Here is a 23,114-nt window from a genome sequence, read left to right as displayed (position 1 = left end):
CAATAGAACATCGACTGTTAATCTGCGAGTAGCCCTCCGCTCCAGCCGAGGCGCCCGCCCAGGCATTGGCAGAAGAACAAATTCTGTTTTATTGTTGCATAGTGAGCGCCGGCCTATCGCGTCTTCGGGTGTGCGATCTGGGCGGTCAACTGGCCGGCGCCGGGGCGACAAAGATCCTGGCGGCCTTCGGCGCCGAGGTCATTCGAGTCGAGGACCCCGTCACGCGCGGTATGTGGGACGCCCTGCGCGGCGTCGGCCCGTTCGTCGACGAACGTCGGGGCGTGAATCTGGGCGCGGGCTTCAACAACCACAACGTGGGCAAGCTCGGTGTGACCATCAACCTGCGCCTCGAGGCCGGCAAGGAGCTGCTGCGTGAGCTGATCGCCGTCTCCGACATCGTCTGCGAGAATTTTGCGGCCGGCGTGCTGGACAGGATGGGTTTCGGCTACGACGAGCTGCGCCGGGTCAAGCCGGACATCATCTACGTCTCCAACTGCGGCTTCGGACACAGCGGCCCGTACCGCGATTTCAAGACCTGGGGTCCGATCGTTCAGGCGCTGAGTGGGCTGACCTTCACCGCCGGGTTACCCGATCACGAGCCCGCGGGATGGGGCTACTCGTACATGGACCACGTTGCCGCCTACTACATGACGGTCGCGATCCTGGCGGCCCTGCATCAGCGTGAACGCACCGGCGAGGGCCAGCACATCGATTTGGCCACGGTGCCAGCGGGTATCGCGATGCTGCCCACCGAAGTGTTGGACTGGACCGTCAATAAGCGGCCCGAGCGCCGGCCGGGGCTCCCGGACGGTAACCACGCCGACTTCGGTGAGATGGCTCCGCATGGGATCTATCCGTGCCTGGGGGACGACCGGTGGATAGCCATCGCCTGCCGCGACGACCGGGACGTCGCGCTGCTGTCCAAAGTCATCGACGAACCGCGCCTGATCGACGACCGGTTCGCCACCCTGGAGCAGCGGTTGGACGGCGCCGACGCACTCGACGAACTCGTTAGCGCGTGCACCCGGACCCGCGAAGCCTCCACGCTGTCAAGCGAACTCAGCGCGGCCGGGGTTCCGGCGAGCGTCGTCAAATCACCCCGGGAGCGGATCGACGAAGACCCGGACCTCGCCGAGTGGGGACTCTTCCCGACCGTGGCGCACCCCGAAATCGGGACGGTGCGCGTCGAGGGCATTCCGCTGCGCATGTCGGCCTCGCCGTGGAGCATCTCGCGGGCCGCGCCGTGCCTGGGCGAACACAACCGGGACGTGCTGGGCGGGCTGCTCGGGCGCAGCGACCAGGAGTTGGACGACTTGACTAAGCACGGTGTGATCTGAACGCGCTGAGCGGGATCCGCGTCGTCGAGATCAGCGGCCAGTTCACCCCCGTCGGGGGAAGGCTGCTCGCCGAACTCGGCGCGGAGGTCGTCGTCGTCGAACCCCTCGCCGGGTCCTCACATCGGTCGCGGCCGCCGTTCGCGCACAACAACATTGGGCCGGACACCAGCCTGCGCTGGTGGGGCGGCAACGTGGGCAAGCGGTCGGTGACGCTCGATCTCGACACCGCGCAGGGCGTCAGCGCACTGGAGCGCCTGGTCTCCGGCGCCGACATCGTGATCTCCGACGCCGGCCCCGTCGGCGATGCCCGGCATCCGTCCCTGATCTGGGTGGCGGTCACCCCCTTCGGGCTCGACAGCTTGCGGGCCGACCAACCGGTCACCGACCTCACCATGCTCGCCGGCGGCGGTCCGGTCTGGAACTGCGGATACGACGACCACTCCGTGCCGCCGATCCGCGGCGCCGGCGAGCAGTCGGCCAACATCGCCGGCTTGTATTGCGCCATCGGAGCGCTGGTCGCCCTGGCGCACCGCGACCAGACCGGCGAGGGTCAGCTTGTCGACGTCAGCGTCAACGCCGCCTGCAATGTCAGCTCCGAACAGACGACGTACCACTGGCTGGTCAACAACGAGACGTGCGTCCGGCAGACCGGCCGTCACGCGTACTTCACGCCGAGCCAGCCGACCCAGGTTCGATGCGCCGACGGCGCCTACGCCACCACCGGCGTGCTGCCGCGCAAGCCGCCGGAATTCGCGAAGCTGCTGGGTTGGCTTGCGGACCTCGGCCTGACCGACGACCTTCCCGAGGCGGTGTTCTTGGAAATGGCCGCCTCTCGCGACGAGCCGGTCGACATCGCGAAGATCGGTGCCGACGACGAGACCACCGCGATACTGACGGCGGCCCGCGACGCGATCACCTTGATCGCTTCCCGGATGCCGGCCAACGAGTACTTCCTGGAAAGCCAGCGACGCGGATTCCCCGCCGGAGCGGTGCTGTCACCCGACGAGGCCTTCGAGAACGAACACATAGCCGCCCGCGGGTTTCATGTTCCGGTTGACCACCCCGAACTGGGGGAGACCTTCCGCTACCCGGGCACGCCATACCTGTTCGGCGCCAATCCAGCAGTCGGCCGCGCACGGCCTCCCCTGCTCGGGGAACACAACGCGCTGCTCGACGAACTCGCCGACGACACCGCATGAGCTCCGGTGCCCGCCTCACCCATATCGGGCTGTGCGTCAGCGATCTGGAAAGGTCAGTCCAGTTCTATTGCCTGGCATTGGGATTCGACGAATGTGGTCGACTGCGGGTCGACGGTACCGAGACGGCGCGGCTGCTCGGTGTGCCCGGGCTGGTGCTCGACCTCGTCTACCTGCAGCGCGACGGGTTCCGCCTCGAGTTGCTCAGCTACCCGGCGCCCGGGGTTCGGAAGAAGCGCCGGCCCCGCCGGATGAACGCGGTGGGCTTTACGCATCTTTCGTTCCGCGTCGACGACCCGAACGCGTTCGTCGCGGGTATCGAGCGCCTGGGTGGCCAGGCTCGACCGGAGCGGACGGTGACGTTCGAGGGGGGCAATCGGGGACTGATGGCCACCGACCCCGACGGCAACTGGATCGAGTTGATCGAACGCACACCGCCAAGCAACTGAGCAGTTAGTCACTCAACGTCCGATTGTTCATCGCGATGATAGAGTCATGGCTGTGCCAGCGACCAGCGAGTTGATGTATTCGCCGTTCTCCAAGGCGATCTTCGACGATCCCTACCCGGTGTACCGGAGATTGCGCGACGAAGCGCCCGTCTACCGGGATCCCGAAAACCGCTGGTGGGTCCTGTCCAGGTTCGACGACGTGTCGCAGGCACTGCGGGACTGGGAGACGTTCTCGTCCAAGCGCGGTCCGGCGCCGGAGAACCCGGACAACGACGGACGCAAGTACTCAGTGATCTCGATGGACCCGCCCCGTCACGACCGCATTCGCGGCGTCCTCAAGGGTTTCTTCACGCCAAAAGCGGTCGCCGCCATGGAATCTGCCCTGCGGGCGGTGGTCGACACGCACCTGGGCCGGCTGCGACCGGGTACCACCATCGACGCGATGCAGGCCTTCGCGTTCTCGGTGCCCACGGACGTGATCGGTGATCTCCTCGGCGTGCCGCACAGCGACCGTGCGCAGCTGCGCGTCTGGTGGGAGGCCTTCCTCACGCGGGAGGAGGGGCAGGTCGCGATGCCGGCCCAAGCCATCGAGGCCAACCGCCTAATCAGCCAGTACATCGGTGACCTGATCGAACGGCGCCGCACCGACCCGGGTGACGACTTGATCAGCATCGTGCTGCAAGCCACGTTCGACGACCCCGAAGCCGGCAAGCAGCGCGCACTGACCCCGCACGAGGTGCTGATGTTCTGCAATCTCCTGTCGGCGGCCGGCTCGGAAACCACTCAGAAGCTGATCTCCAACGGCCTCGTCGCGCTCGCCGAGCACCCCGACGAGTGGCAGCGCATCGTCAAGGACCGCAAGCTGATTCCGGCGGCGGTGAACGAGGCGCTGCGCTACGACACGCCGAGCCACTGGGTGGCGCGCACCTTGACCCGGCCCATCGAGCGGCACGGCGTCACCATGGACGCCGGCGACTGGGTCCTGCTGCTCCTGGGTAGCGCCAACCGCGACGAACGGCGCTACCACGATCCGGACCGCTTCATCATGGGCCGACCGCGCGGCACCGACGTGTACTTCGGGTGGGGAATCCACATCTGTCTCGGGCAATGGCTGGCGCGCCGGGAGGCCCAGCTGGTGTTCGACTACATCGCCGACAAGTTCCCCGACTACGCCATCGGGGCACGCGAACGGGTGCTCACCGCGACGGTGCGCGGATACACCAGCGTGGAGATGACCCTGCGCTGACCATGGAGATCGCCTTCACCGACGAGCAGCAATTGCTCCGCGACACCGCCGCGCAGCTGGGGGAGAGCGTGGGCGTCACCAGCGCGGACGAGATCCCGACCGGCGAGGCGCTCGCCGCCCAGTGGCGCCGCCTGGTGGATCTCGGTGTGCCAACGCTGCGTTCGCCCCGCCTGTGCGGCCTAGAGGCGAGCGGCGTGGAAACCGTGATCGTCATCGAAGAACTCGCCAGAACCCTCAGCGCCGTTCCGGTGGTGGGCCAGGCGGTGCTGGCCACCGAGCTCCTGGAGGCGGCCGAAGCCGAGAAGGAACTGGAGCTCGTCGCGGAAGGCAGCCTTCGGCTGGCGCCTGTGCTGGGCCCCGACCTGATGGGTTTCGGCTCGGCTCACCGACCGGGGGTGGCATTCGACGCCGCGGGCGCCACCCACGGATTACTGGCCGCCCATACCGACGGACAACGCCGGCTTGTGTGCGCACCGCTGGGCGGCGCCGAGCACCGCGCGCTCGACCTGACGCGTGAATTCCATTGCTTTGCAGCCGATGCGGCCGCGTCGGCGGTGGTGACCGGAGAACCCATCTATGACGAACGGTGGCGGCGGGTCGAGTCGTTAGCTTTGACCGCAGTCGCCGCCGACCTGGTCGGCGTCATGCAGGGTGCCCTCGACGACGCGGTCCGCTACGCGGGCGAGCGGGCTCAATTCGGGGTGAAGATCGGCTCGTTTCAGGCCGTGGGCCACCTGCTCGCGGATGCCCTGGTGCGAGTGGAAGGCGCCCGGAGTTGCCTCTGGCACGCCGCGTGGGCGATCGACCACTTGCCGGCCGACGAGGCGCGCCTTGCGGCGATGACGGCCAAGGCATACGCCTCGGCCGCGGGCCGGGAGGTGGTGGAGACCACGGTTCAGGTCTTCGGTGGCATCGCGATCACCTGGGAGCACGTGTCGCACCTGAGGCTGCGCCGGACCCTGTTGGACCGGCGGTTGTTCGGTGACGAGACGGTGCACTACGAGGCCATCGCCGCGCTGCGGCTGGCCAACCGGGAGCTCGCTTAACGATGGACTTCAACGACAGCGCACCCGAAGCGCGGTTCCGCGCCGAGCTCAGGCAGTGGCTGTCCGACCACGCCCCCGACGCCGCGATCCCCGACGACCCGGCCGCCCGGGCGGATGCGCAAAATGCCTGGCACCAAACGCTTTACGAAGCCGGATACATCGGGTTGTCCTTCCCCGTCGAGTACGGGGGACATGGTAAGGCGCCGGTCTACGAGGCGATCCTCAACGACGAGCTCGGGCGGGCCGGCGCCGCGCCCATCGAGGGCGTTGGTCACCTCAGCAACGCATTGCGGCTGTTCGGGACCGACGAGCAGCGCGACACGCTGTTACCCGGCCTGTTGTCCGGCCGCGTGCGCTGGTGCCAGGGGTTTTCCGAACCCGAGGCGGGATCCGACCTCGCCGGCCTCAAGACGCGGGCCGATTTGGTCGACACCGCCGGGCGTGAAATGTTTCGCGTCAACGGCCGCAAGATCTGGACGAGCTTCGGTGCGGTCGCCGACTGGTGCTTCCTGCTGTGCCGCACAGAGCCTGACGCGCCGAAGCACGCGGGCATCTCCGTGTTGCTGGTGCCGATGTCGACGCCCGGCATCGAGGTGCGCCCCATCGTCAACGCCGCACGCAACCGCGAGTTCACCGAGATCACCTTCGACAACGTGGACGTCCCCGCGAGCAACCTGCTCGGCAAGCGCGGGGATGGCTGGTCCATTGCCAACCAGTTGCTTGCCTACGAGCGCGGTCCCAGCGACATCAACTGGATCGGCCGCCTCAAGACGCAGCTGCGGCGGCTCGAGGAGGACGTGCGCGTCGGCTGGCTCGAAGACTCCCCGTCGGCTCGGGCCCGGCTCGGGCAGGCCTATGTCGAGCTGCGCGCGCTGCAGATCAAGGTCATGAGATCCCTCACGGAGCGCCAAAACGGCAAGCTTCCCGGGCCCGAGGGGTCGGTGGACAAGTTGCTCATGACGCGCGCGGACCAGTTCTTCGCCCACGCCATGATGGACCTGTCTGCCAGTGGCCCGCTGCTCACCGAAGGCCTGGAATGGGACATCTACGTGTGGTCGCGCGCCGCCGGCATCTACGGCGGGACCGCCCAAATCCAGCGCAACATCGTCGCGCAACGGGTGCTGGGATTGCCGCGGGCCTGAGCCCAATCAGCCGTGCCGGTCCGCCGTCAGGTGCTTGTAAGCCTCTTCGAGTCCTTTGAGTCGTCGAATCAGGGTCTCGTCCTTTCCATCCGACGTGGCGAGTTTGGCTTTGACCTCGGCTATTTCGGCGGCGAGGCGTTCGGCCGCCTCACCCTTGGTGAGCAGGTCCTGGTCGGCCCAGTCGTCGTGCGGGATGCGCGACGGTGGCGTTTCGGGTGGTGTCATGGTTCTCCTTGGTGCGGCCTGTTCGTTTGAGCTCCGGCCGCGATCGGCGCTATAGTCAACTAGTCACAATCTGTTCACTTGTACCGTATCGCACGACTTCGAGAGACGATTCCCACAATGCCGCTGCAACCTTCGATGAAGCTCCTGTCCGTCGACGACCACCTGATCGAGCCACCGCAGGTCTGGGCGGACAGGCTCCCGAAGAAATTCCTCGACGACGGTCCCCGCATCGTCGACTTTCCGCGCGAAGGGGCCCCACCGGTGCAGCAGTGGGTGTACGAGGGCAGGGCCTACCCCAACATCGGGCTCAATGCGGTCGCCGGCAAATCGCCGGAGGAGTTCGGCGTCGATCCGATCCGCTACGCCGACATGATTCCCGGGTGCTACGACCCGAAAGCCCGGCTGGCGGACATGGACATCGACGGAGTGCACGCGATGCTGTGCTTTCCGTCCTTCCCGCGCTTCTGTGGCACCGTATTCCTGGAAGGCGAGGACAAGGAACTCGCGCACCTGTCCGTCCAGGCGTGGAACGACTTCTCGCTCGACGAGTGGTGCGCCACCGACCCCGCCCGGTTCATCCCGATGGCGATCACGCCGCTGTGGGACCCGGCCCTGATCGTGGCCGAGATCGAGCGGGTAGCGGCCAAGGGGGCGCGGGCGATCGGGCTGCCGGACAATCCGACCAACCTGAAGCTGCCCAGCTACCACACCGCGTACTGGGAGCCGGTGTGGTCGGCGCTCGAAGAGACCAACCTGACCGCGGTGATGCACTTCGGTAGTGGCGGATTCCCACCCCAGACCGCACCCGAGGCGCCGTTCGCGGTGATGATCACGTTGATGGGTACCACGTCCATGGCCGCGGCGACCGAGCTCATCTTCTCGCCGGTGTTCCACAAGCACCCGAACCTCAAGGTCGCGTTCTCCGAAGGCGGCGTCGGCTGGATGCCGTACCTCGTCGAGCGCGCGGACTACGTCTGGCGCAAGCACAAGTACTACCAGAACATCCATCCCACGGTGGCGCCGTCGGAATTGTTCCGGCGCAACATCTCCGGATGCTTCATCGAGGACGAAGTCGGCATGTCGATGCGCCACCAGATAGGAATCGACAACATCACCTGGGAATGCGACTACCCGCACTCGGACTCGTTCTGGCCCAAGAGCCGTGCGCGCGCCGAGGAGATGCTCGCCGACGTGCCCGACGAGGAGGCCGCCAAGATCGTCGAACTCAACACGCGGCGCTGGTACGCGTTCCCGGAGGACGGCTTCAAGTCCTGCACGGCGGATGCCGGATGGCGCCCCAACGGCGGCAACCCGCCACAGTACGACTACGACGAGGTCATGGCCGACCACGGCGGGATCGGATTGGAGGGCTTCCTGAACAAGATGGAAGAGCAGAAGTCGCACAAGGTTTGATCTGGCTCACGCACCTGCACGTCAATCGACCGGGACGGCGATATCGGTCGGGTTGGCGCGCCCACGAAGCACTTTGGAGTCGACGACCCGCCACCGCCCCGATTCCTGACCGGCCCTGGCCAGTGCCGCGGCCGAGGCCGCGACGCCACCCGACAGCTTGGCGACCTCGGTCAGCCGCGCCGCCTCGTTCACCGGGTCGCCGATCACCGTGTACTCGTAGCGGCCAGGGTGACCGACGTTGCCGGCCACGGCCATGCCGGCCGACACGCCGATGCCGGCCCTGATTGGCGCGCCGGGCGGATTCAGCAGGCTGTTGAGTTCACGCGCGGTCGCCAGCGCGTGCGAGGCGCAGTCGACGTCGTCGACGGGAGCGCCGAAAATCGCCAGTGCGGCGTCCCCTTCGAACTTGTTGACAAGACCCCGGTTTTGTTCGACGACGTTCACCACTGCCGCGAAAAACTCGTTGAGCGTAGCGAGCAACTCGTGGGGCTCCACTGTGATGGCCAGTCGGGTCGAGCCGACCAGATCCACGAACAACACCGCGACGTCGCGGTTGACCCCGTCGAACTCGATCCGGTCACCCGCGCCGGCGAGTTGCTCCGCCCGACGGGCCACCTCACGGCCGACGTGGCGGCCGAACAGGTCGCGGACTCGCTCGCGGTCACGCAACCCGGTCGCCATCGTGTTGAAGCCGGCCTGCAGCAGGCCCAGCTCGGACGCGTCGAAAACGGGCACGGACACATCGAATTCGCCGCGCTGAACCGACTGCATGCCGTCCCTGACCTCGTCGATGGGACCGGCGATGGTTGACGCGTTGAACGCGGCGACCACCAGACCACAGGCCAGGGTGCAACCGCCGAGTACTAGAACAACCAGCGCAAGTCGATGCGCGGAGTACTCGACGAAGAGCGCGCTCGCGGCGACGAGCATGACCATCAGCGTCGGAACCCCCGTTCCGATCATCCAGGCGCTTACCGCGCGCAGCCGAAGGCCTGGCCCTTGAGGCTGTGTCGGTGGGTGGTCGGTGAGCAGCTCGGCCGTTGTTGGTCGTAGCGCGATCTTGCACATCCAATAAGACAGTGCGGTTGTCACGATGGCGCCCAGGATCATCGACACGCCCAGCGTTGCCGCCAGCCATGGTCTGCCGAGATTGATGAGCACGAAAACCGCGCTGGCCGTTGACCACACCGCCCCGTGGAGGACGGCCATTCTCCTGGGTATGGCCAAGACGACGTGCCGCGCGGTACCGTCGCTCGCGCCCGCCGGCAGGCTCATCCACAGGTAGCCGCAGATCACCGCAAAGGGCAGGCTGATAACGCAATAGCAGAGCGCCACAACGACGTTGAGCCTCAGCACATGGTGTTGGGCGAGCGCCGTGCCGGTCGGGAGACCCCACAGTGCCAGCGCGGCGATCACCGCCGCACCGACGAGGGTCGGGATGACCGCACCGGATATGAGCAGTGGTCTTCCGGCGGGAGCAAACGGTGAACGCAGGCGGCGTGGGACCAGCTTCACGGCGACGCCCGGGCAGCGCCTAGGTGTTCCCGCCAGTCCTCCACCATGACCAGTCGCCCCGATGACGCGAGCGTCATGAACAACGTGTCGCCATCGGCGCTCAAGGCGACGTTGGTGGTCATCGGGTCGTCGGCCGGAATAGCGCCCAGCAGTTCGCCGTTGGGCGAGAAGACGGTGACACCCCCCGTCCCGAGGGTCGCGACGAGGATCCGGCCGGCCGCGTCGACGCAGAGCCCGTCGGCCCCTCCGACATTCAGCGGACCGCCGCTGGGCACGGTTGTTAAACCGCGCGCCCGGGACACCACACCGGGCCCGTCCAGTGTGAATTCCCAGACCCGGCGCGTGCGCGTCTCGGCCACGTAAAGCAACGCCCCATCCGGGGACAGCGCAACGCCGTTGGGCATCTCGAGCGGGTAGACGATCTCGCGAAGCCCACCGTCGACGGTGCCGTAGAGCAGTCCCGTCATGCCGCGGTTGCGGTTGCGCACGGCTCCGCCGTCGGTGACATAGAAACCACCATCGCCGTCGATGCAGATGTCGCTCGGCCGCATCAGCGCCAACGTGGTGCCGGAGCGCGTGGCGAATTCGGTGTACAGGGTGCTGACCTGGCCGCCGGATTCGACCAGCTGCAGCGCGGGAACGACGGGGTGGTCGGGCGGGCCGACCGGCCGGAAAAGCGTTGCGCAACCGGCGAAGTCGTACGGCCACGGCCCTTGTCCGAAGGTGGAACCGCCGTTCTGGCAGACCACCAGCCGGCCGTCCGGAAGCCGTGCCACCCCGTTGGGGCCGCCGCCGGTCTCGGCGACCGTTTCGGCGACGCCGTCCGGGCGGACGCGGGTGATCTTGCCGGCCGCCATCTCCGACAACACGACGGAACCGTCGTCCAAGACGACCGGGCTTTCGGGAAACAAAAGTCCATTGGCCAGGCAACGGCCAGCGTTCACGGCTGCTGTTCCCCCTCGCTCCGCGCCGCCGCGTTGGTCTGCCACCACGCCGTGAAGACCGGATCGGTCAGCGGCAGGTCACCGACCCCGGTCTGATTTCGGGGCCAGGAGGCGGCTTCTTGAGTCAGCGGCGACGTTCGGCGGCTCACGCCGTAGAACAGCCGATGCCTTCGGTGCAGGAAAAGCCAACGCCCGCCGTGGCGTTCGTAGCGGTCCTCGTACTTGATGAGCTGTTCGACGAACCCGTCGGTGTGGGTCTGGGCGAAGCACTGGGCCCAGACCTGCCCGTGGGCGCGGTCCTCGGCGTCCAGCTCGATGAGGTGGTTAGCGACGAGGATGACAGCGAACAAGCTGGCGTCGACGCTAGCCGACATCAGCCGGCGCAGCGCCTCTCGACCCTCACCGTGGTCGCCGAAGCGGGCGTGCGGGGCGAACAGTTCGGCCATCGCGTCGACATCCCGCGTTTCGATCGCGGCGGCGTAACGGTAGGGCAGTTGACGAATCTCCTCCTTCGCCAACAGTTCCCGGACTTGCGCGTCATGCATCGGGGCTAGGGCACCGAGGTCGGCGGGCCCAGTATGTAGCGCCCGGATTGCGGATGGTGATACCAGCCGCCGGCCGCCGATGTCCCGCCCTCGACGTGTAGCGTCTGCCCGGTCACGTAGGCGCTCAGGTGGGTGGCGAGAAATAGTGCAGCTCCGGCCATCTCGTCAACGTGTCCGGCGCGACCCATTGGCACCATCAGTTTGGCGTTCTCGGTGCCGTTGGGCGCCATCGTTGCCAGACTTTCGGTGAGCGTGAAGTCGGGCGCCAGCCCGTTGACGCGGATGTTGTGCGGCGCCAGTTCGAGTGCCGCGGTCTTGGTGAAGTTGACCACCCCCGCTTTGGCCGCGGCATAGGCGGCAAACCCGGGCGCGGCCCGTACCGCCTCAATCGTGCTGATGTTGATGACGCTGCCACCCCGCCCCGCCTCCACCAGGGCCCGCGCGATGCGCTGCGTACAGAGCAGAACCTGAGTCAAATTGATCCGGATCAGGGCATCCCAGCCATTGGGAGAGGTGTCGAGCAGTCCGGACCAGAAGACCCCGCCGGCATTGTTGACCAGAATGGACGGCACCCCGAGTTCGTCGACGGTGGTGGCCAGCGCCGCGTCGACCTGTTCGGCTTCGCGTACATCGGTGACGCACGCGAGGCCGCCGACGCGCGCGGCCACCGCCGTGGCACTCCGCGGGTCCTTTTCCCAGATGGCCACCCGCGCGCCGAATTCGGTGAAGGCCGCGGCGATGGCGCTTCCGATCCCCCCGCCCCCGCCCGTGACGACCGCGACCTGGCCGTCGAGCGATGCGGCGTTCCGGTGCAGCGTCATTCGCTTCTCCTCACGCCCATCGGACCGCATCGGGGAGGGGCCTTCACCAGCTCACCGCGAGTGACAGATTAACACTGAGTGTTCTATTATCCAATCAGTGGCGGCTGCCACGGTGGCGCGGAGCGTGCCGCCGAATCGGACGATGGAGGACCAGATGCAGCGTCTGAGCGGCAAGGTCGCCGTGATCACAGGCGCGGCGCGCGGACAGGGCCGCAGTCACGCCATCCACCTCGCCGACGAGGGCGCCGACATCATTGCGCTGGACATCTGTGCCGACATCGACACCAACGGATACCCGCTGGCGACGCGCGCCGACCTGGACGAGACGGTCAACCTGGTCGAAAAGTCGGGCCGGCGCGCGGTGTCCGCGGTCGTCGATGTTCGCGATCGCGCCGCGCTGAAGAAGGCGATCGACGAGGCGGTCGCGGAGTTGGGCGGTCTGCACGTGGTCGTGGCCAACGCCGGCATCTGTCCACTGGGCAACGACGTTCCGTCGCGCGGTTTCACCGACGCGTTCGACGTCGACTTCATCGGCGTCGTCAACGCCGTCCACGTATGCCTGGAGCACCTCCGGGCTGGCGCATCGATAATCGTCACCGGATCCATCGCCGGCCTGGTCGACCAGAAGGATCTGGCCAGCGGCGGTGGCCCGCAAGGTCCGGGCGGCGCCGGCTACGGGCTGGCCAAGAAGATGCTGCGCGAGTATACAAAGGGATTGGCCCTGTCGCTGGCTCCGGAACAGATCCGAATCAACACCGTGCACCCGACGAACGTCAACACCGATATGCTGCACAATCTTCCGATGTACCGGACGTTTCGCCCGGACTTGCCCGACCCGACCCGCGCGGACGCCGAGATCGTCTTTCCGGTGCTGCAGGCGATGCCCGTGCCGTGGATCGAGCCGGAGGACGTCTCCTATCTCGTGGTGTACCTCGCCTCCGACGAATCGCGCTACGTCACTGGACAGCAAATGTTCGTCGACGCGGGTGCGGGTCTCAAACTAGGTCTGTAGCGATCGAGCAACAGCGGCAGTTCAGCGTCCACGAAAGTCCGGGTTGCGTCGCTCGGTGAAGGCCGCCATGCCCTCGGCGACGTCGTCGGTCGCGGCGACCTGCTCCACCAACAGCGCCTCGGTGCGAAACGCGGCATCGCGGTCGACGTCGAACGCCTGATTCAGCATCGCCTTGGCCGCCGCCAGCGCACGGGTGGGCCCATCAGCGAGCCGCTGGGCCCAGGCCGCCGTCTCAGCTTCCAGGTCATCGGCTGCGACGACCTTGTTGACCAAGCCGAGGCGCTCGGCCTCCGCCGCGGACAGCTCCTCGCCGAAGAACAACAGCTGCTTTGCCACGTTGAACGGGACTTTGCGCGCCAGCAGATAGGCGGCACCCCCGTCGGGTGCGAGCCCCCGGCGCGCGAAAAGCTCAATGATCCGGGCAGTTTCAGAGGCCACAACGAGGTCGCAGGCCAGCACCATGCTGGCGCCCACCCCGGCGGCAATGCCGTTGAGCGAGCACAGCACCGGCTTCTCGCAATCGAGCAACGCTGACACCACCGCCTGAGACCCGGTGCGCAAGATGCGGGCGGCGTCGCCCGCAACCCGATCTTTCTTGGGCTGCATTCCCGGGTCCCGGAGATTCGGTCCCGTACAGAAATGCTTGTCACCGTGGCCGGTGAGCACCACCGCCCTGACGCCTGGCTCGTCGGATGCCGACCGCAGATTTTCGATCAGGGCCTGCTGCACCGCTCGCGTCACCGAATTGCCGGCCTCGGGGCGGTCCAAGACCAACCAGAGCACCGCGCCGTCGGTGCGGACGGCAAGGCCGGGGGTCACAGCCGCATCGGCACGCTGGCCGGACCGCGTACGGAATTGGTGTGCACGTAGGTCACCGCGCCTTCGTCGACATCCCAGGTGGGGAAACGCTTCAGCGTCTCTTCGAGGGCAACCCGGGCCTCCAGGCGGGCCAGTGCCGCACCCAGGCAGAAGTGCGAGCCGTGGCCGAAGCTGACGTGGCGAATTCCCGTGCGCTCGACGTCGAGGACGTCGGGGTTCTCGTATTGGCGTTCGTCACGGCCCGCCGAGCCGGTCAGCAGGGCAACGCGCGAGCCCGCCGGGATGAGCGTGCCGTTATAGGTGACGTCGCGTTCCGTGTAGCGGCCCTGCACTGGCGACGGCGCGTCGTAACGCAGCAGTTCCTCGACGGCGTTGCCGATGAGGTCCGGCCGGTCGACCAGCTTGGCCCGCTGGTCGGGGTACTGCGCCAGTGTCAGCGCGGCCCATCCCAGCAGACGCGCAACGGTCTCATTGCCGGCGACGTTGATCATCGCGATGAACATCAACACTTCGCCATCGTCCAGGCGACGGGTCTCGCGGCCCGCCTGGGCCAGGTCGGAAGTCATCAGGTTGCCGACGATGTCGTCGGTCGGCGCGGCCCGCCGTCGCTGAATCTGATCGGCGTAGTAGCCCAGCAGCTTCGCGTTGGCCTGCTGGCCCTCCTCATTCAGCTCGGTCGTGCCCTCGTCGCGGTGTAGCTGGGCATCCGACCACTCGCGCAGGTTGTCGTGGTCTTCCTCAGGGAAACCCAGCAGCGAGCTGATCACCATCACCGGGAGCTTCATCGAGAAGTCGCGCACGTAGTCAAAGCCGTCGGTGCCGACGAAAGCATCGAGGTAGGCGCAGCACAGCGAGCGGACCCGGTCCTCCAGCTGGGCGATCTGGGTGCGAAAGAACGTGCGATTGACCATCTTTCGCAGTGCGGTGTGGTCGGGTGGGTCCATCATGATCATGGCCCGGGGCGACGGCCACGGCTCGTCGGTGATTGCATCCAGGGTGATCCCGTGCGACGACGAGAACGTTTCGGTGTCCAGCGACGCTTCCAACACGTCGGCAAACCGGCTCAACGCATAGAAATCGTACTGGTCGTTGTAGTACGTTGGCGCTTCGTCGCGCAGCCGCTTCCAGACTCCGTACGGATTCTGGTGCAGCGCGCGGTCGAACGGATCCCAACGTAACTCGATCGTCGTCATCGGCACCGTCCTCTCGCCAAAGAACACTAATACATAATCTGTATAGTTGCACCATGCTGACGGCGTGGTGATCGTCTGCCCGGTGTTGAGGAGGACGAACGATGGAAACCCGAAAACTCGAGCACGTGGTCTACGAGAAGGATGGCCCGATCGCTCGGATCATCCTGAACAACCCGGATGCCGCAAACGCTCAGAGCTCGGAAATGGTCCACAGCGTCAACGAGGCGCTGGACGATGCGCAGTACGACTACGACATCAAGGTCGTCATCATCAAGGCCAACGGTAAGGGGTTCTGCTCCGGCCACATCCCGACTGGCGCGTACCCCGAGTTCATGGCCGAACTGCAGGCGTCCGGCAAGGTGTGGCGTTCCGCCGCGCAGTTGTTTCTGTGGCCGGTGCTGAAGCTGTGGGAATTTCCCAAGCCCGTGATCGCTCAGGTGCATGGGTACGCGATCGGCGGGGGCACCACGTGGGCGCTGATCCCCGAGATCACCGTCTGCTCCGAGGACGCGTGGTTTCAGATGCCCCTGGTGCCGGGTTTCGGGCTGCCGGGCGCCGAGACCATGTTCGAGCCGTGGGTCTTCATGAACTACAAGCGGGCTGCCGAGTACCTCTACACCGCTCAGCGGTTGAGCGCGGCCGAAGCGCTCGAGTTCGGTCTCGTGAACCGGGTGGTCCCCGCCGACCAGCTCGAGGCCACCGTCGAGGAACTGGCCGCACAGATCGCCAAGGCGCCCCTGATCACGTTGCAGGCCGTCAAGTCCGGCATCATCCGCGCGTGGGAGACGATGGGCTTTCGGACGCACCAACAGACGACCAACGACCTGCAGGCGATGGTGACCGGCAGCAAAGAGTTCCAGGAGTTCATGGCGGAGCTGATGAAGAAGGGCTCCAAACCCACCGAGCGCATTTAGCCATGCCTTTGAAACCGATCATTCGCTTCGGCGGTGATGAGAGCACCGAGTCACTGCGGGCCTCCGTCCGCGAGTGGCTGGCAGCCAACCTCCCGGACGAATTCCGCCGCACCGCGGCCAATCCCGACTACCTACCGCGCGACGCCCACGAGCGTGCGGTCGCATTCTGCAAGAAGTTGCACGCGCGGGGCTGGTTTGTGCCGCATTGGCCCGCCGAGTACGAGGGCGGCGGACGCGGGATCGTCGAACAGGTGATCATTCGCGAGGAGCTAGCCCATGCGGGCGCCCCGCTGGTGAACACCAACGGGGTCAACATGCTTGCGCCGGTGCTGTTCAAATACGGGACACCCGAACAGAAGGCGGAGCACCTGCCCGCCATTGCGCGTTCGGAACGCATGTGGGCGCAGGGTTATTCGGAGCCGGAGGCCGGCTCGGACCTGGCGTCGCTGCGCATGACGGCCCGGCGAGACGGCGACGACTACGTCTTGGACGGCCAGAAGACCTGGACCAGCAATGGCGTGCTCGCCGACTGGATCTTCGTGCTGGCCCGCACCTCGCCCGTGGCGGACAAGCGTCAGGCCGGCATCTCGTTCTTCCTCGTCGACCTGGAAAGTCACGGGATCACCCGTCGGCCCATCCGGTCCATGACCGGTTACCCGACTTTCGCCGAGGAGTTCTTCGACGGTGTGCGCGTGCCCGCCGCCAATCTTGTCGGGGCCGAGGGCGAGGGGTGGACAGTCGGGAAGGCGCTGCTTGACGCCGAACGGTCGAACATCACCAGGGCGGCCCAGGCGCAGCGCTATCTCGATGAGCTCGTCGACTGGTGCCACGCGCAGAAGGGCTCGGCGCACGACCCCCTGTCCGATCCGGCCAACCGCATCGCGCTGGCCCGCGCCGTCGAACGCGTCGAGGTGGGCCGCGCCCTGTCGTACCGCGTGGCGTACCTGCAGGCGGCCGGGGCGCTTGACCCGACGCTGGCGTCGTTGTCGAAGTTGTACCACTCCGAGCTGACGGCCGAGTTGCGCGGGCTCGGGGCCCAAATCCTGGGCCCGGCAGGCGGACTCATGCCGGATGACCCCGGCGCCGTGCTCGACGGGCACTTTTCGGAAGGCCTCTTGCTGTCCCTGCTTCACACGATCGGCGGCGGCACCAGCGAGATTCAGCGCGACCTGATTTCGACGGTCGGTCTGGGGATGCCGCGCTGATGTCAGGAGTAGGCGGCCCGTCCGTCGGCGGCCGCCGAACGTTGTTGCGCCACGGTCGCCATCGCCAGCTCGAGCGGGTGAAAGACGGCGAGCTGAGCGGCCTCGGCCGAATTGATCAGCCGCTTAGTCATTTCGACCGCCCCGGCGTCGGCTCGGCCGAGCTCATCGGCGATGACGACCGCCCGCGCGATCGCCGAACCCGGCTCCACCACATCGCTGACCAGCCCCAGCCGCTCGGCGTCCCCCGCGGAGAGGCGGATTCCACGCAGCAGCAACGACGCCGCGCGGTGCCGCCCGAGCTGCTGGGTCAGGCGCCACGCCAGCCCGCCGTCGGGGACCACGGCGCGGGCCACGAACGGCGCGGCGAAGTAGGCGTCGGACGCGCACACCACGAGGTCGCACGACAGGGCCAGGCTCCACCCGAGGCCGATGGCCGCGCCCTCGACCGCGGCAAGGGTCGGCACCGGCACCGCTCGAATCTGCTCCATCACCCGTTGAGCGTGTTCGACGCGCCCCGCCGGGCCCAGCGGGCCGCTGCCATGTGCCGGCCCGGTCTTCAAATCGCCACCCGCGCAGAAGAACCCGTCCGCACCCGCCAGTACAACGCCGTGAACGTCATCCGCGACGACGCCGTCAAGCACCTCCGAAAGTTCGGTCCACGACTCGTAGCGCAGGGCGTTGCGCTGTCGCGGCCGGTTGAGCAGCAGGAGGGCTATGCCGTCGCGGTCCTCCCGGCGGATCAACGGATCGTTTGCTGTCACTGGCGGCCGAGGAACTTGTCGATGGCTTCCCGGTGTTCGGGCGTGGTGAAACACTCTGTCTCTGCGGAGATCCCGTATTCGAGGATGCCGGTGATCGCGCGCTGGGCGTGCAGGTTCAACGTCCGCTTCGTGTCCTGCACGGCCCGTGGTGGTAACGCGGCCAGGCGGTGGGCAATCGACAGCCCCTCCTGCTTGATCTCCGCGTGCGGAACGACCCGGTTGGCCAGGCCCAACTCGACGGCCTTGTCGGCCTTGATGCGTTCGCCGAGCATCAGGTACTCCTTGGCCTTCAGCAGGCTCATCAGCAGCGGCCAGAGCACCGACCCGCCATCGCCGGCCACCAGCCCGCTCGCGACATGTGTATCGGCGAAGAACGCCCGGTCGGACATCAGGACGATGTCGCACAAGACCGCGATGCTGCACCCGAAGCCGACCGCGGGCCCGTTGACAGCGGCGACGACGGGCAGCGGAAAGTCGATCATGTCGCGCACGATGCGTCGGGCGTCGCGCATCCCGGCGCGGCGGCTCACCGGGTTGTTGACGTGAGTTTCCAGCCACTCCACCAAATTTCCGCCGGCGGAGAAGTAATCGCCCGTGCCGGTGATCAACACCGCGCGCGCGTCGGGATCTTCGGCCAGGGTCGCCCACAGTCTCGTAAATGCCGTGTGCATCGTGTTGTTGACCGCGTTGGCGTCGTCGGGGTTGTTCAGCGTCACGATCCGGACGGGACCGTCGGCGGCGACGAGGATCTCCTCGCACCCGGTCAGTTCCGACGTGCCCTGCGGTAGCTCGGTCATGGGCAGTCAGCCGTCCACTTGCGGAGCAAGCCACGCCGACCGCCTGGTTTGGACGAACGCGTCTCGATCATGGTTGACCGCCCAATCCGGAGATCGCTTCTGCAGGAACGCCGTAAAGGCCTCGATCTGTTCGGCGGTTCCTATCGACGACCAGTAGCCCGTCACGTCGACGGGCGGCAGCACGCGCGCCATTTCGCGTTTGACGGCCGCGCGCGCGGCTGGGCCCGTCCTCCGGACTCGCTCGAGCAACGCATCGACCTCCGACCGCAGGGCGTCGTGCGCCACGACCTTGCCGACCAGTCCGAGACGCTCGGCCTCTTGCGCGTCGACCCAATCATTGCCGTAGATCAGGTGATTGGCGCGCAGGGTACCCAGCCGCTGCGGCAGGCGGGCGGCGACGAACGCCTCATACACGCCGCGGGTCAGGTCCGGGACCCGGAACCGGGCGCGATCGGAGGCAACAACCAGATCGGCGAACAGGGTCATCACTAACCCGCCACCCATGGCGATGCCGTTGACGGCGCAGACGACGAGTTTGGGTATCTTGCCGAGTGTTTCGAACGGCGTGCCGTCGTAGGACTCGGTGAACGCATCCCACCCGCGATCGGCATTCTGCACGGCGTTCATGTCGCCGCCCGCGCAGAACACGTCGCCCGTCCCGGTGATCACCAGGAAGTTCAGGTCCGGTTCGTCAGCGACGATCATCGCTGCCCGTTTGATCCCGTGGTAGCCGTCTGCGGTGACGGCGTTCCTCTTCTCCGGTCGGTTGATGGTGACGGTCAGGGTGTCGCCGTCGATCCTGCCTTCGAGCTCGGGGGCGCAGAGGTCGATGTCGACGGATTCCGGTAGCGCGCTCACTGTTCCTCGATCACTGCGAGCAGTTCACCGACGTCATAGCTTTCCCCGGCGCTGATCTTCCAGGTGACGATGCCACTGGCGGGCGCCTCGATGTCCATCTCGACCTTGTCGGTGGCGATCTGGTATAGCGGATCCCCTTCGCAGACATGGGCGCCGTCCGCCACGTAGATCTCGGTGACCTCCGCTTCGGTGATCGCGTCGCCCGGTTTCGGCATCCGCACCTCCGTCACACGATCCCCCTGACCGCTTCGATAAGCCGCGCGGCGTCCGGGCGGCAGGCGGCTTCCAGTGTCGCCGCCCGCGGCACCGGTGTGTAGGTGCCGGCCACCCGCTGGATGGGGCTCGCCAGCACGCCGAAAAGCTCCGTCCCGACGGCTGCGGCGATTTCGGCTCCCGGGCCGCAGAATCCGACGGATTCGTGGGCGACGACCAGACGGCGGGTTTTGCGGACTGATTCGAGGATGGTGGCCAGATCCAGCGGCACCAGGGTGCGCAGGTCGACCACCTCCACCGAAACACCCTCGGCTGCAAGCTGTTCAGCGGCGGCCAGGGCGGCATGCACCAGGCTGCCGTAGGTGCAGATCGTGACGTCGGTGCCGGCACGTTTGATGTCGGCCTGGCCGAGCGGGATCAGGTAGTCGGCCGTCGGCACCGGTCCCTTGCCGCCGCCGTAGTACAGCTTCATCGACTCGATGAACAGGCATGGATCCTGTTCTGCCAGGCAGGCATTGAGCAACCCGGCCGCGTCGGCGGCGGTGCTGGGCCACACGACCTTGATGCCCGGTGTGTGCATCGCCCAGGCCTCGAAGGCCTGGGAGTGTTGCGGGCCGGCCGCTGTGCCCACCATGGCGCGGATGACCATCGGGGCGCCCTGCCGGCCACCGGACATGTACCGGATCTTGGCGGCGTGGTTGGCGATCTGGTCCATGGCCACACCGAGAAAGTCCACGAACATCAGCTCCGCAACCGGCCGCAGCCCGCCCAACGCCGCACCCACGGCGGCGCCGACGATCGAGGACTCGGCGATCGGAGTGTCGCGCACCCGGTGGCTGCCGTACTTCGTCGACAACCCGGCGGTGATCTTGAACATGCCGCCCGACGGGTCGGCAATGTCCTCCCCGAGGAGCACGATCGAATCGTCAGCCGCCATCGCGCGGTCCAGCGTGCGGTGAATCGCCTGCACGAGGCCGAGGGTCTCCGTTTCGCCCTGGGGAACCGCGGCGCGCTCCGTCACCGGTGCCGCGATCTCGATGCCGTGCCCGGCGAACACGTCGCGGGTCAGTTCATCGGCATCGGGGGGGTCGGCGTCGCGCGCCGCGGAGAAGGCCGCGTCGATCTCGGCAACTAGTTGCGAATCGATGCGGTCCAGGTCGGCCTCATCGGCCAGGCCCTCGCCGATCAGCCGCCGCCTGTATCGCGCGAAGGGCGGGTCGGCGCGCTTGGCGGCCAGCTCGTCCGGGTCGGCATAGGGCATCTGGTCGCCGAAGTAGTGCCCCTGCAGGCGGTAGGCGACGGCTTCGACGAACGACGGACCGGCGCCCGAGCGAGCCCGCTCGGCCGCCTTGGCCACGGCCTGGTACACCGCGTGCGGGTCCGTGCCGTCGACCGTGATGCCGGGCATCGCGTAGCCCGCGGCCCGGTCGGACAATCGCGCCGTGCGGGTGTAGCCGGCCACCGGCGTGCATTCGGCCCACGCGTTGTTCTGGCAGAAGAACACCACCGGAAGCGCCCACAGCGCCGCCATATTCATGGCCTCGTGGACGTAGCCGATGCTGGTCGCGCCGTCGCCGAAGCTCACCAGCACCACGCGGTCACTGCCCTTGACGGCCTCCGCCAAGGCGATCCCGTTCGCGATCAGCGGGCCCGCGCCGACGATGCCGGTGGTCCACGCGATGCCGTGGTCGGGGTCGTAGATGCCCATGGCGCCGGCCTTGCCCTTCGACAGGCCGGTGCCGCGGCCCAAGATCTCGGCGAAATACCCGGGCAAGTCGATGCCCTTGGCCACCACGTCGCCGAGTCCGCGATAGGTGGTGACCAGTTGGTCGGTGCTTGACAGGGCGAGCGCGGCCCCGGCCGACATCGCCTCCTGGCCGTCCACCGGCCAGTAGCTCATCGCGATTTCCCCGGAGGACAGCCCTTTTCGGACGCGTTGGTCGCTGTGGTGCACCTTGCTCATCAGGCGGTACAACTCGATGGCACGGTCGCTGCTCGGGGCAACGGTTCCCGTGTCTACTTGCGTGGCCATCACCACTCCTTCGCGATGTGCACTCCGCCGACGAGCATACAATACAATATGACGATATTTGTTCAGTCGTCCGATAGCGGCTGGCTTGACGAACGAGGGGAATTGCAATTGCCATGCCTGAGCGACTAGCCCTGCAAACCGGTGACGGTCTGCCCGCCCACGTGCACGGTGCCGCCGACCCACGATTCGCCTGCGCAGTGAAGACCTTCGCCAAGCTTTTTCCCGGCCCGCGGTACGGCGGTGGGGCGCTGTCCGTGTATGTCGACGGGGAACCGGTCGTCGACGTGTGGACCGGCTGGTCCGATCGCGAGGGACGGGTGCGCTGGTCTGCGGACACCGGCGCGATGGTCTTCTCCGCGGGCAAGGGCGTGGCGTCGACGGTGCTGCACCGGCTCGCCGACCGTGGGTTGCTGTCCTACGACGACCCCATCGCGCACTACTGGCGCGAGTTCGGCGCCAACGGTAAGGCCGACATCACCGTGCGTGACATGATGCGTCACAGGACGGGCCTGTCCCGGCTCGGGACAATCACCACGGAGCAGTTGCTCGATCACCGGTTCATGGAAGCGCGGCTGGCCGCGGCGCCGGTTGACCGCCTCGCCGGCCGCGCGGCGTATCACGCGTTCACCTACGGATGGTTGGCATCCGGATTGGCCCGCGCGATCACCGGCAAGGGCATGCGGGAGCTGTTCCGCACGGAGATCGCGGGACCACTGGACACCGACGGCATTCATTTGGGACGGCCGCCGGCCGACGGGCCCACCAAGGCCGCGCAAACGATGTTCCCGCAACGCTTCTCGGGCGGCCCGGTGCTGGGCCGGCTGATCTCGCTGATGGCCGGACTGCCGGTTCCGGGCCCGCTCGGCGCGACCTACGTACCCGGTATCACCTCCCTGGTGCAGGGCGACTTGGCGCTGCTCGACAGCGAGATTCCCGCCGTGAACGCGGTGGTGACCGCGCGGGGGCTGGCCAAGATGTACGGAGCGCTCAGCAACGGTGGAACTATCGACGGGCAGCGGTTCCTCTCAGAGGAATTGGTCGCGTCGCTCACGGGCAGGCGCAGCTTGCGGCCGGACCTCAACGTCTTCTTCCCGATGTCATTTCACCTGGGCTACCACGGATCACCGGTGCCGGGCCTGCTGCGGGGCTTCGGGCATGCCGGTCTGGGCGGCACCATCGGCTGGGCCGACCCGATCAGCAAGAGCTCATTCGGCTTCGTCCACAACCGGCTGCTGACGCCGATGGTCGCCGACCAGCTCCTCTTCGTGCCGCTGCTGATACCGATCCAGCGAGCCGTCACCGCGGCGCACGCCCGCGGATTCGTGACTGTGCCCCGGTTCGGCGCCCCACCTGCCGACGAGGCGCGTCGCGAAAGCGCCGGCCGCTGACCGGACAACGTTGGGCGGTATCGTCTACGGGTCTCTATCCGGC

The 23,114-nt window shown here is 67.1% G+C and carries 23 protein-coding genes; 11 read left to right on the top strand and 12 right to left on the bottom strand.

Going from position 1 to position 23,114, the window contains the following annotated elements; all coding sequences use genetic code 11:
• Positions 1 to 101: 101 nt before the first annotated feature.
• Genes AC5Y4S_RS13590 through AC5Y4S_RS13565 form a run of 6 tightly spaced genes read left to right on the top strand, consistent with a single transcriptional unit; the run spans position 102 to position 6,416 of the window.
• Entirely contained in the window at positions 102 to 1,337 is a 1,236-nt protein-coding gene (locus AC5Y4S_RS13590) for a CaiB/BaiF CoA transferase family protein (RefSeq protein WP_500033231.1), read from the top strand.
• Positions 1,334 to 2,536: a CoA transferase gene (locus AC5Y4S_RS13585; RefSeq protein ID WP_500033324.1), complete on the top strand. Its 1,203-nt coding sequence runs from the start codon at positions 1,334 to 1,336 to the stop codon at positions 2,534 to 2,536. The genes AC5Y4S_RS13590 and AC5Y4S_RS13585 overlap by 4 nt, the downstream gene beginning before the upstream one ends.
• A complete protein-coding gene (locus tag AC5Y4S_RS13580) occupies positions 2,533 to 2,982 on the top strand; it encodes a VOC family protein (RefSeq protein ID WP_068186399.1) in 450 nt (149 codons plus the stop codon). Before AC5Y4S_RS13585 ends, AC5Y4S_RS13580 begins: the two co-directional genes overlap by 4 nt.
• 46 nt (positions 2,983 to 3,028) lie before the next feature.
• A complete protein-coding gene (locus tag AC5Y4S_RS13575) occupies positions 3,029 to 4,228 on the top strand; it encodes a cytochrome P450 (RefSeq protein WP_068186401.1) in 1,200 nt (399 codons plus the stop codon).
• A gap of 2 nt (positions 4,229 to 4,230) precedes the next feature.
• The gene (locus AC5Y4S_RS13570) at positions 4,231 to 5,274 is read left to right on the top strand and encodes an acyl-CoA dehydrogenase family protein (protein ID WP_500033230.1); all 1,044 of its coding nucleotides are present in this window, start codon (positions 4,231 to 4,233) and stop codon (positions 5,272 to 5,274) included.
• A 2-nt stretch (positions 5,275 to 5,276) separates the two neighbouring features.
• The gene (locus AC5Y4S_RS13565; RefSeq protein WP_068186405.1) at positions 5,277 to 6,416 is read left to right on the top strand and encodes an acyl-CoA dehydrogenase family protein; all 1,140 of its coding nucleotides are present in this window, start codon (positions 5,277 to 5,279) and stop codon (positions 6,414 to 6,416) included.
• A 6-nt stretch (positions 6,417 to 6,422) separates the two neighbouring features.
• Here AC5Y4S_RS13565 and AC5Y4S_RS13560 read toward each other — a convergent pair whose 3' ends face one another.
• Positions 6,423 to 6,641: a hypothetical protein gene (locus tag AC5Y4S_RS13560; RefSeq protein WP_068186407.1), complete on the bottom strand. Its 219-nt coding sequence runs from the start codon at positions 6,639 to 6,641 to the stop codon at positions 6,423 to 6,425.
• A 117-nt stretch (positions 6,642 to 6,758) separates the two neighbouring features.
• Between AC5Y4S_RS13560 and AC5Y4S_RS13555 the strand changes: the two genes are divergently transcribed.
• Positions 6,759 to 8,054 carry an amidohydrolase family protein gene (locus AC5Y4S_RS13555; protein ID WP_500033229.1) on the top strand — a complete coding sequence of 432 codons (1,296 nt, stop codon included), beginning with the start codon at positions 6,759 to 6,761 and terminating at the stop codon, positions 8,052 to 8,054.
• 21 nt (positions 8,055 to 8,075) lie between these two features.
• Here AC5Y4S_RS13555 and AC5Y4S_RS13550 read toward each other — a convergent pair whose 3' ends face one another.
• The 4 genes from AC5Y4S_RS13550 to AC5Y4S_RS13535 are packed head-to-tail and all read right to left on the bottom strand — an operon-like array spanning position 8,076 to position 11,879.
• Positions 8,076 to 9,569, bottom strand: coding sequence for an adenylate/guanylate cyclase domain-containing protein (locus AC5Y4S_RS13550; protein WP_500033228.1), 1,494 nt, complete (start codon positions 9,567 to 9,569; stop codon positions 8,076 to 8,078).
• Positions 9,566 to 10,513, bottom strand: a complete 948-nt coding sequence (locus AC5Y4S_RS13545) for an SMP-30/gluconolactonase/LRE family protein (RefSeq protein WP_500033227.1) — start codon at positions 10,511 to 10,513, stop codon at positions 9,566 to 9,568. The genes AC5Y4S_RS13550 and AC5Y4S_RS13545 overlap by 4 nt, the downstream gene beginning before the upstream one ends.
• Complete coding sequence (locus AC5Y4S_RS13540) at positions 10,510 to 11,058, bottom strand: nuclear transport factor 2 family protein (RefSeq protein ID WP_500033226.1); 549 nt, start codon at positions 11,056 to 11,058, stop codon at positions 10,510 to 10,512. The genes AC5Y4S_RS13545 and AC5Y4S_RS13540 overlap by 4 nt, the downstream gene beginning before the upstream one ends.
• Positions 11,059 to 11,063: 5 nt before the next feature.
• Positions 11,064 to 11,879 (bottom strand): SDR family NAD(P)-dependent oxidoreductase, encoded by an 816-nt coding sequence (locus AC5Y4S_RS13535; RefSeq protein WP_500033225.1) that lies wholly within the window; start codon positions 11,877 to 11,879, stop codon positions 11,064 to 11,066.
• Between the two features lie 154 nt (positions 11,880 to 12,033).
• Here AC5Y4S_RS13535 and AC5Y4S_RS13530 point away from each other — a divergent pair, with 154 nt between their 5' ends.
• Entirely contained in the window at positions 12,034 to 12,891 is an 858-nt protein-coding gene (locus tag AC5Y4S_RS13530) for a mycofactocin-coupled SDR family oxidoreductase (protein ID WP_500033224.1), read from the top strand.
• 21 nt (positions 12,892 to 12,912) lie between these two features.
• On the opposite strand, the gene AC5Y4S_RS13525 is transcribed toward AC5Y4S_RS13530, so the two are convergent.
• Both AC5Y4S_RS13525 and AC5Y4S_RS13520 read right to left on the bottom strand, forming a co-directional pair.
• On the bottom strand, positions 12,913 to 13,710 hold the full coding sequence (locus AC5Y4S_RS13525; protein WP_500033223.1) for an enoyl-CoA hydratase/isomerase family protein: 798 nt from the start codon (positions 13,708 to 13,710) through the stop codon (positions 12,913 to 12,915).
• Positions 13,707 to 14,903 carry a cytochrome P450 gene (locus AC5Y4S_RS13520; protein WP_500033222.1) on the bottom strand — a complete coding sequence of 399 codons (1,197 nt, stop codon included), beginning with the start codon at positions 14,901 to 14,903 and terminating at the stop codon, positions 13,707 to 13,709. Before AC5Y4S_RS13520 ends, AC5Y4S_RS13525 begins: the two co-directional genes overlap by 4 nt.
• A gap of 101 nt (positions 14,904 to 15,004) precedes the next feature.
• Between AC5Y4S_RS13520 and AC5Y4S_RS13515 the strand changes: the two genes are divergently transcribed.
• Both AC5Y4S_RS13515 and AC5Y4S_RS13510 read left to right on the top strand, forming a co-directional pair.
• On the top strand, positions 15,005 to 15,817 hold the full coding sequence (locus AC5Y4S_RS13515; protein ID WP_500033221.1) for an enoyl-CoA hydratase-related protein: 813 nt from the start codon (positions 15,005 to 15,007) through the stop codon (positions 15,815 to 15,817).
• A 2-nt stretch (positions 15,818 to 15,819) separates the two neighbouring features.
• Positions 15,820 to 17,022, top strand: a complete 1,203-nt coding sequence (locus AC5Y4S_RS13510; protein ID WP_500033220.1) for an acyl-CoA dehydrogenase family protein — start codon at positions 15,820 to 15,822, stop codon at positions 17,020 to 17,022.
• A gap of 2 nt (positions 17,023 to 17,024) precedes the next feature.
• Here the strand turns inward: AC5Y4S_RS13510 and AC5Y4S_RS13505 are convergent, their stop codons facing one another.
• The 5 genes from AC5Y4S_RS13505 to AC5Y4S_RS13485 are packed head-to-tail and all read right to left on the bottom strand — an operon-like array spanning position 17,025 to position 21,683.
• Complete coding sequence (locus tag AC5Y4S_RS13505) at positions 17,025 to 17,783, bottom strand: enoyl-CoA hydratase/isomerase family protein (RefSeq protein WP_500033219.1); 759 nt, start codon at positions 17,781 to 17,783, stop codon at positions 17,025 to 17,027.
• Entirely contained in the window at positions 17,780 to 18,580 is an 801-nt protein-coding gene (locus tag AC5Y4S_RS13500; protein ID WP_500033218.1) for an enoyl-CoA hydratase/isomerase family protein, read from the bottom strand. The genes AC5Y4S_RS13505 and AC5Y4S_RS13500 overlap by 4 nt, the downstream gene beginning before the upstream one ends.
• Before the next feature lie 6 nt (positions 18,581 to 18,586).
• Positions 18,587 to 19,438 carry an enoyl-CoA hydratase/isomerase family protein gene (locus AC5Y4S_RS13495; protein ID WP_500033217.1) on the bottom strand — a complete coding sequence of 284 codons (852 nt, stop codon included), beginning with the start codon at positions 19,436 to 19,438 and terminating at the stop codon, positions 18,587 to 18,589.
• Entirely contained in the window at positions 19,435 to 19,653 is a 219-nt protein-coding gene (locus AC5Y4S_RS13490; protein WP_500033216.1) for a lipoyl domain-containing protein, read from the bottom strand. Before AC5Y4S_RS13490 ends, AC5Y4S_RS13495 begins: the two co-directional genes overlap by 4 nt.
• Before the next feature lie 11 nt (positions 19,654 to 19,664).
• Entirely contained in the window at positions 19,665 to 21,683 is a 2,019-nt protein-coding gene (locus tag AC5Y4S_RS13485; RefSeq protein ID WP_500033215.1) for an alpha-ketoacid dehydrogenase subunit alpha/beta, read from the bottom strand.
• Between the two features lie 113 nt (positions 21,684 to 21,796).
• Here AC5Y4S_RS13485 and lipL point away from each other — a divergent pair, with 113 nt between their 5' ends.
• Positions 21,797 to 23,071, top strand: a complete 1,275-nt coding sequence (lipL, locus tag AC5Y4S_RS13480) for an esterase/beta-lactamase LipL (RefSeq protein WP_500033214.1) — start codon at positions 21,797 to 21,799, stop codon at positions 23,069 to 23,071.
• Positions 23,072 to 23,114: the final 43 nt, after the last annotated feature.

This window comes from Mycobacterium sp. NGS64 (genome assembly GCF_059812245.1).
Note: the sequence above shows the minus strand (reverse complement) of the source record. Positions and strands in the feature narration are given on the sequence as shown.

What these genes read in the sequence shown, in the direction of transcription:
- AC5Y4S_RS13500 (WP_500033218.1), bottom strand. Translation starts at nt 18,580, where the DNA reads ATGACCGAGCTACCGCAGGGCACGTCGGAACTGACCGGGTGCGAGGAG.
- AC5Y4S_RS13515 (WP_500033221.1), top strand. Translation starts at nt 15,005, where the DNA reads ATGGAAACCCGAAAACTCGAGCACGTGGTCTACGAGAAGGATGGCCCG.
- AC5Y4S_RS13565 (WP_068186405.1), top strand. Translation starts at nt 5,277, where the DNA reads ATGGACTTCAACGACAGCGCACCCGAAGCGCGGTTCCGCGCCGAGCTC.
- AC5Y4S_RS13555 (WP_500033229.1), top strand. Translation starts at nt 6,759, where the DNA reads ATGCCGCTGCAACCTTCGATGAAGCTCCTGTCCGTCGACGACCACCTG.
- AC5Y4S_RS13520 (WP_500033222.1), bottom strand. Translation starts at nt 14,903, where the DNA reads ATGACGACGATCGAGTTACGTTGGGATCCGTTCGACCGCGCGCTGCAC.
- AC5Y4S_RS13510 (WP_500033220.1), top strand. Translation starts at nt 15,820, where the DNA reads ATGCCTTTGAAACCGATCATTCGCTTCGGCGGTGATGAGAGCACCGAG.
- AC5Y4S_RS13570 (WP_500033230.1), top strand. Translation starts at nt 4,231, where the DNA reads ATGGAGATCGCCTTCACCGACGAGCAGCAATTGCTCCGCGACACCGCC.
- AC5Y4S_RS13485 (WP_500033215.1), bottom strand. Translation starts at nt 21,683, where the DNA reads ATGGCCACGCAAGTAGACACGGGAACCGTTGCCCCGAGCAGCGACCGT.
- lipL (WP_500033214.1), top strand. Translation starts at nt 21,797, where the DNA reads ATGCCTGAGCGACTAGCCCTGCAAACCGGTGACGGTCTGCCCGCCCAC.
- AC5Y4S_RS13540 (WP_500033226.1), bottom strand. Translation starts at nt 11,058, where the DNA reads ATGCATGACGCGCAAGTCCGGGAACTGTTGGCGAAGGAGGAGATTCGT.
- AC5Y4S_RS13560 (WP_068186407.1), bottom strand. Translation starts at nt 6,641, where the DNA reads ATGACACCACCCGAAACGCCACCGTCGCGCATCCCGCACGACGACTGG.
- AC5Y4S_RS13580 (WP_068186399.1), top strand. Translation starts at nt 2,533, where the DNA reads ATGAGCTCCGGTGCCCGCCTCACCCATATCGGGCTGTGCGTCAGCGAT.
- AC5Y4S_RS13530 (WP_500033224.1), top strand. Translation starts at nt 12,034, where the DNA reads ATGCAGCGTCTGAGCGGCAAGGTCGCCGTGATCACAGGCGCGGCGCGC.
- AC5Y4S_RS13575 (WP_068186401.1), top strand. Translation starts at nt 3,029, where the DNA reads ATGGCTGTGCCAGCGACCAGCGAGTTGATGTATTCGCCGTTCTCCAAG.
- AC5Y4S_RS13490 (WP_500033216.1), bottom strand. Translation starts at nt 19,653, where the DNA reads ATGCCGAAACCGGGCGACGCGATCACCGAAGCGGAGGTCACCGAGATC.
- AC5Y4S_RS13535 (WP_500033225.1), bottom strand. Translation starts at nt 11,879, where the DNA reads ATGACGCTGCACCGGAACGCCGCATCGCTCGACGGCCAGGTCGCGGTC.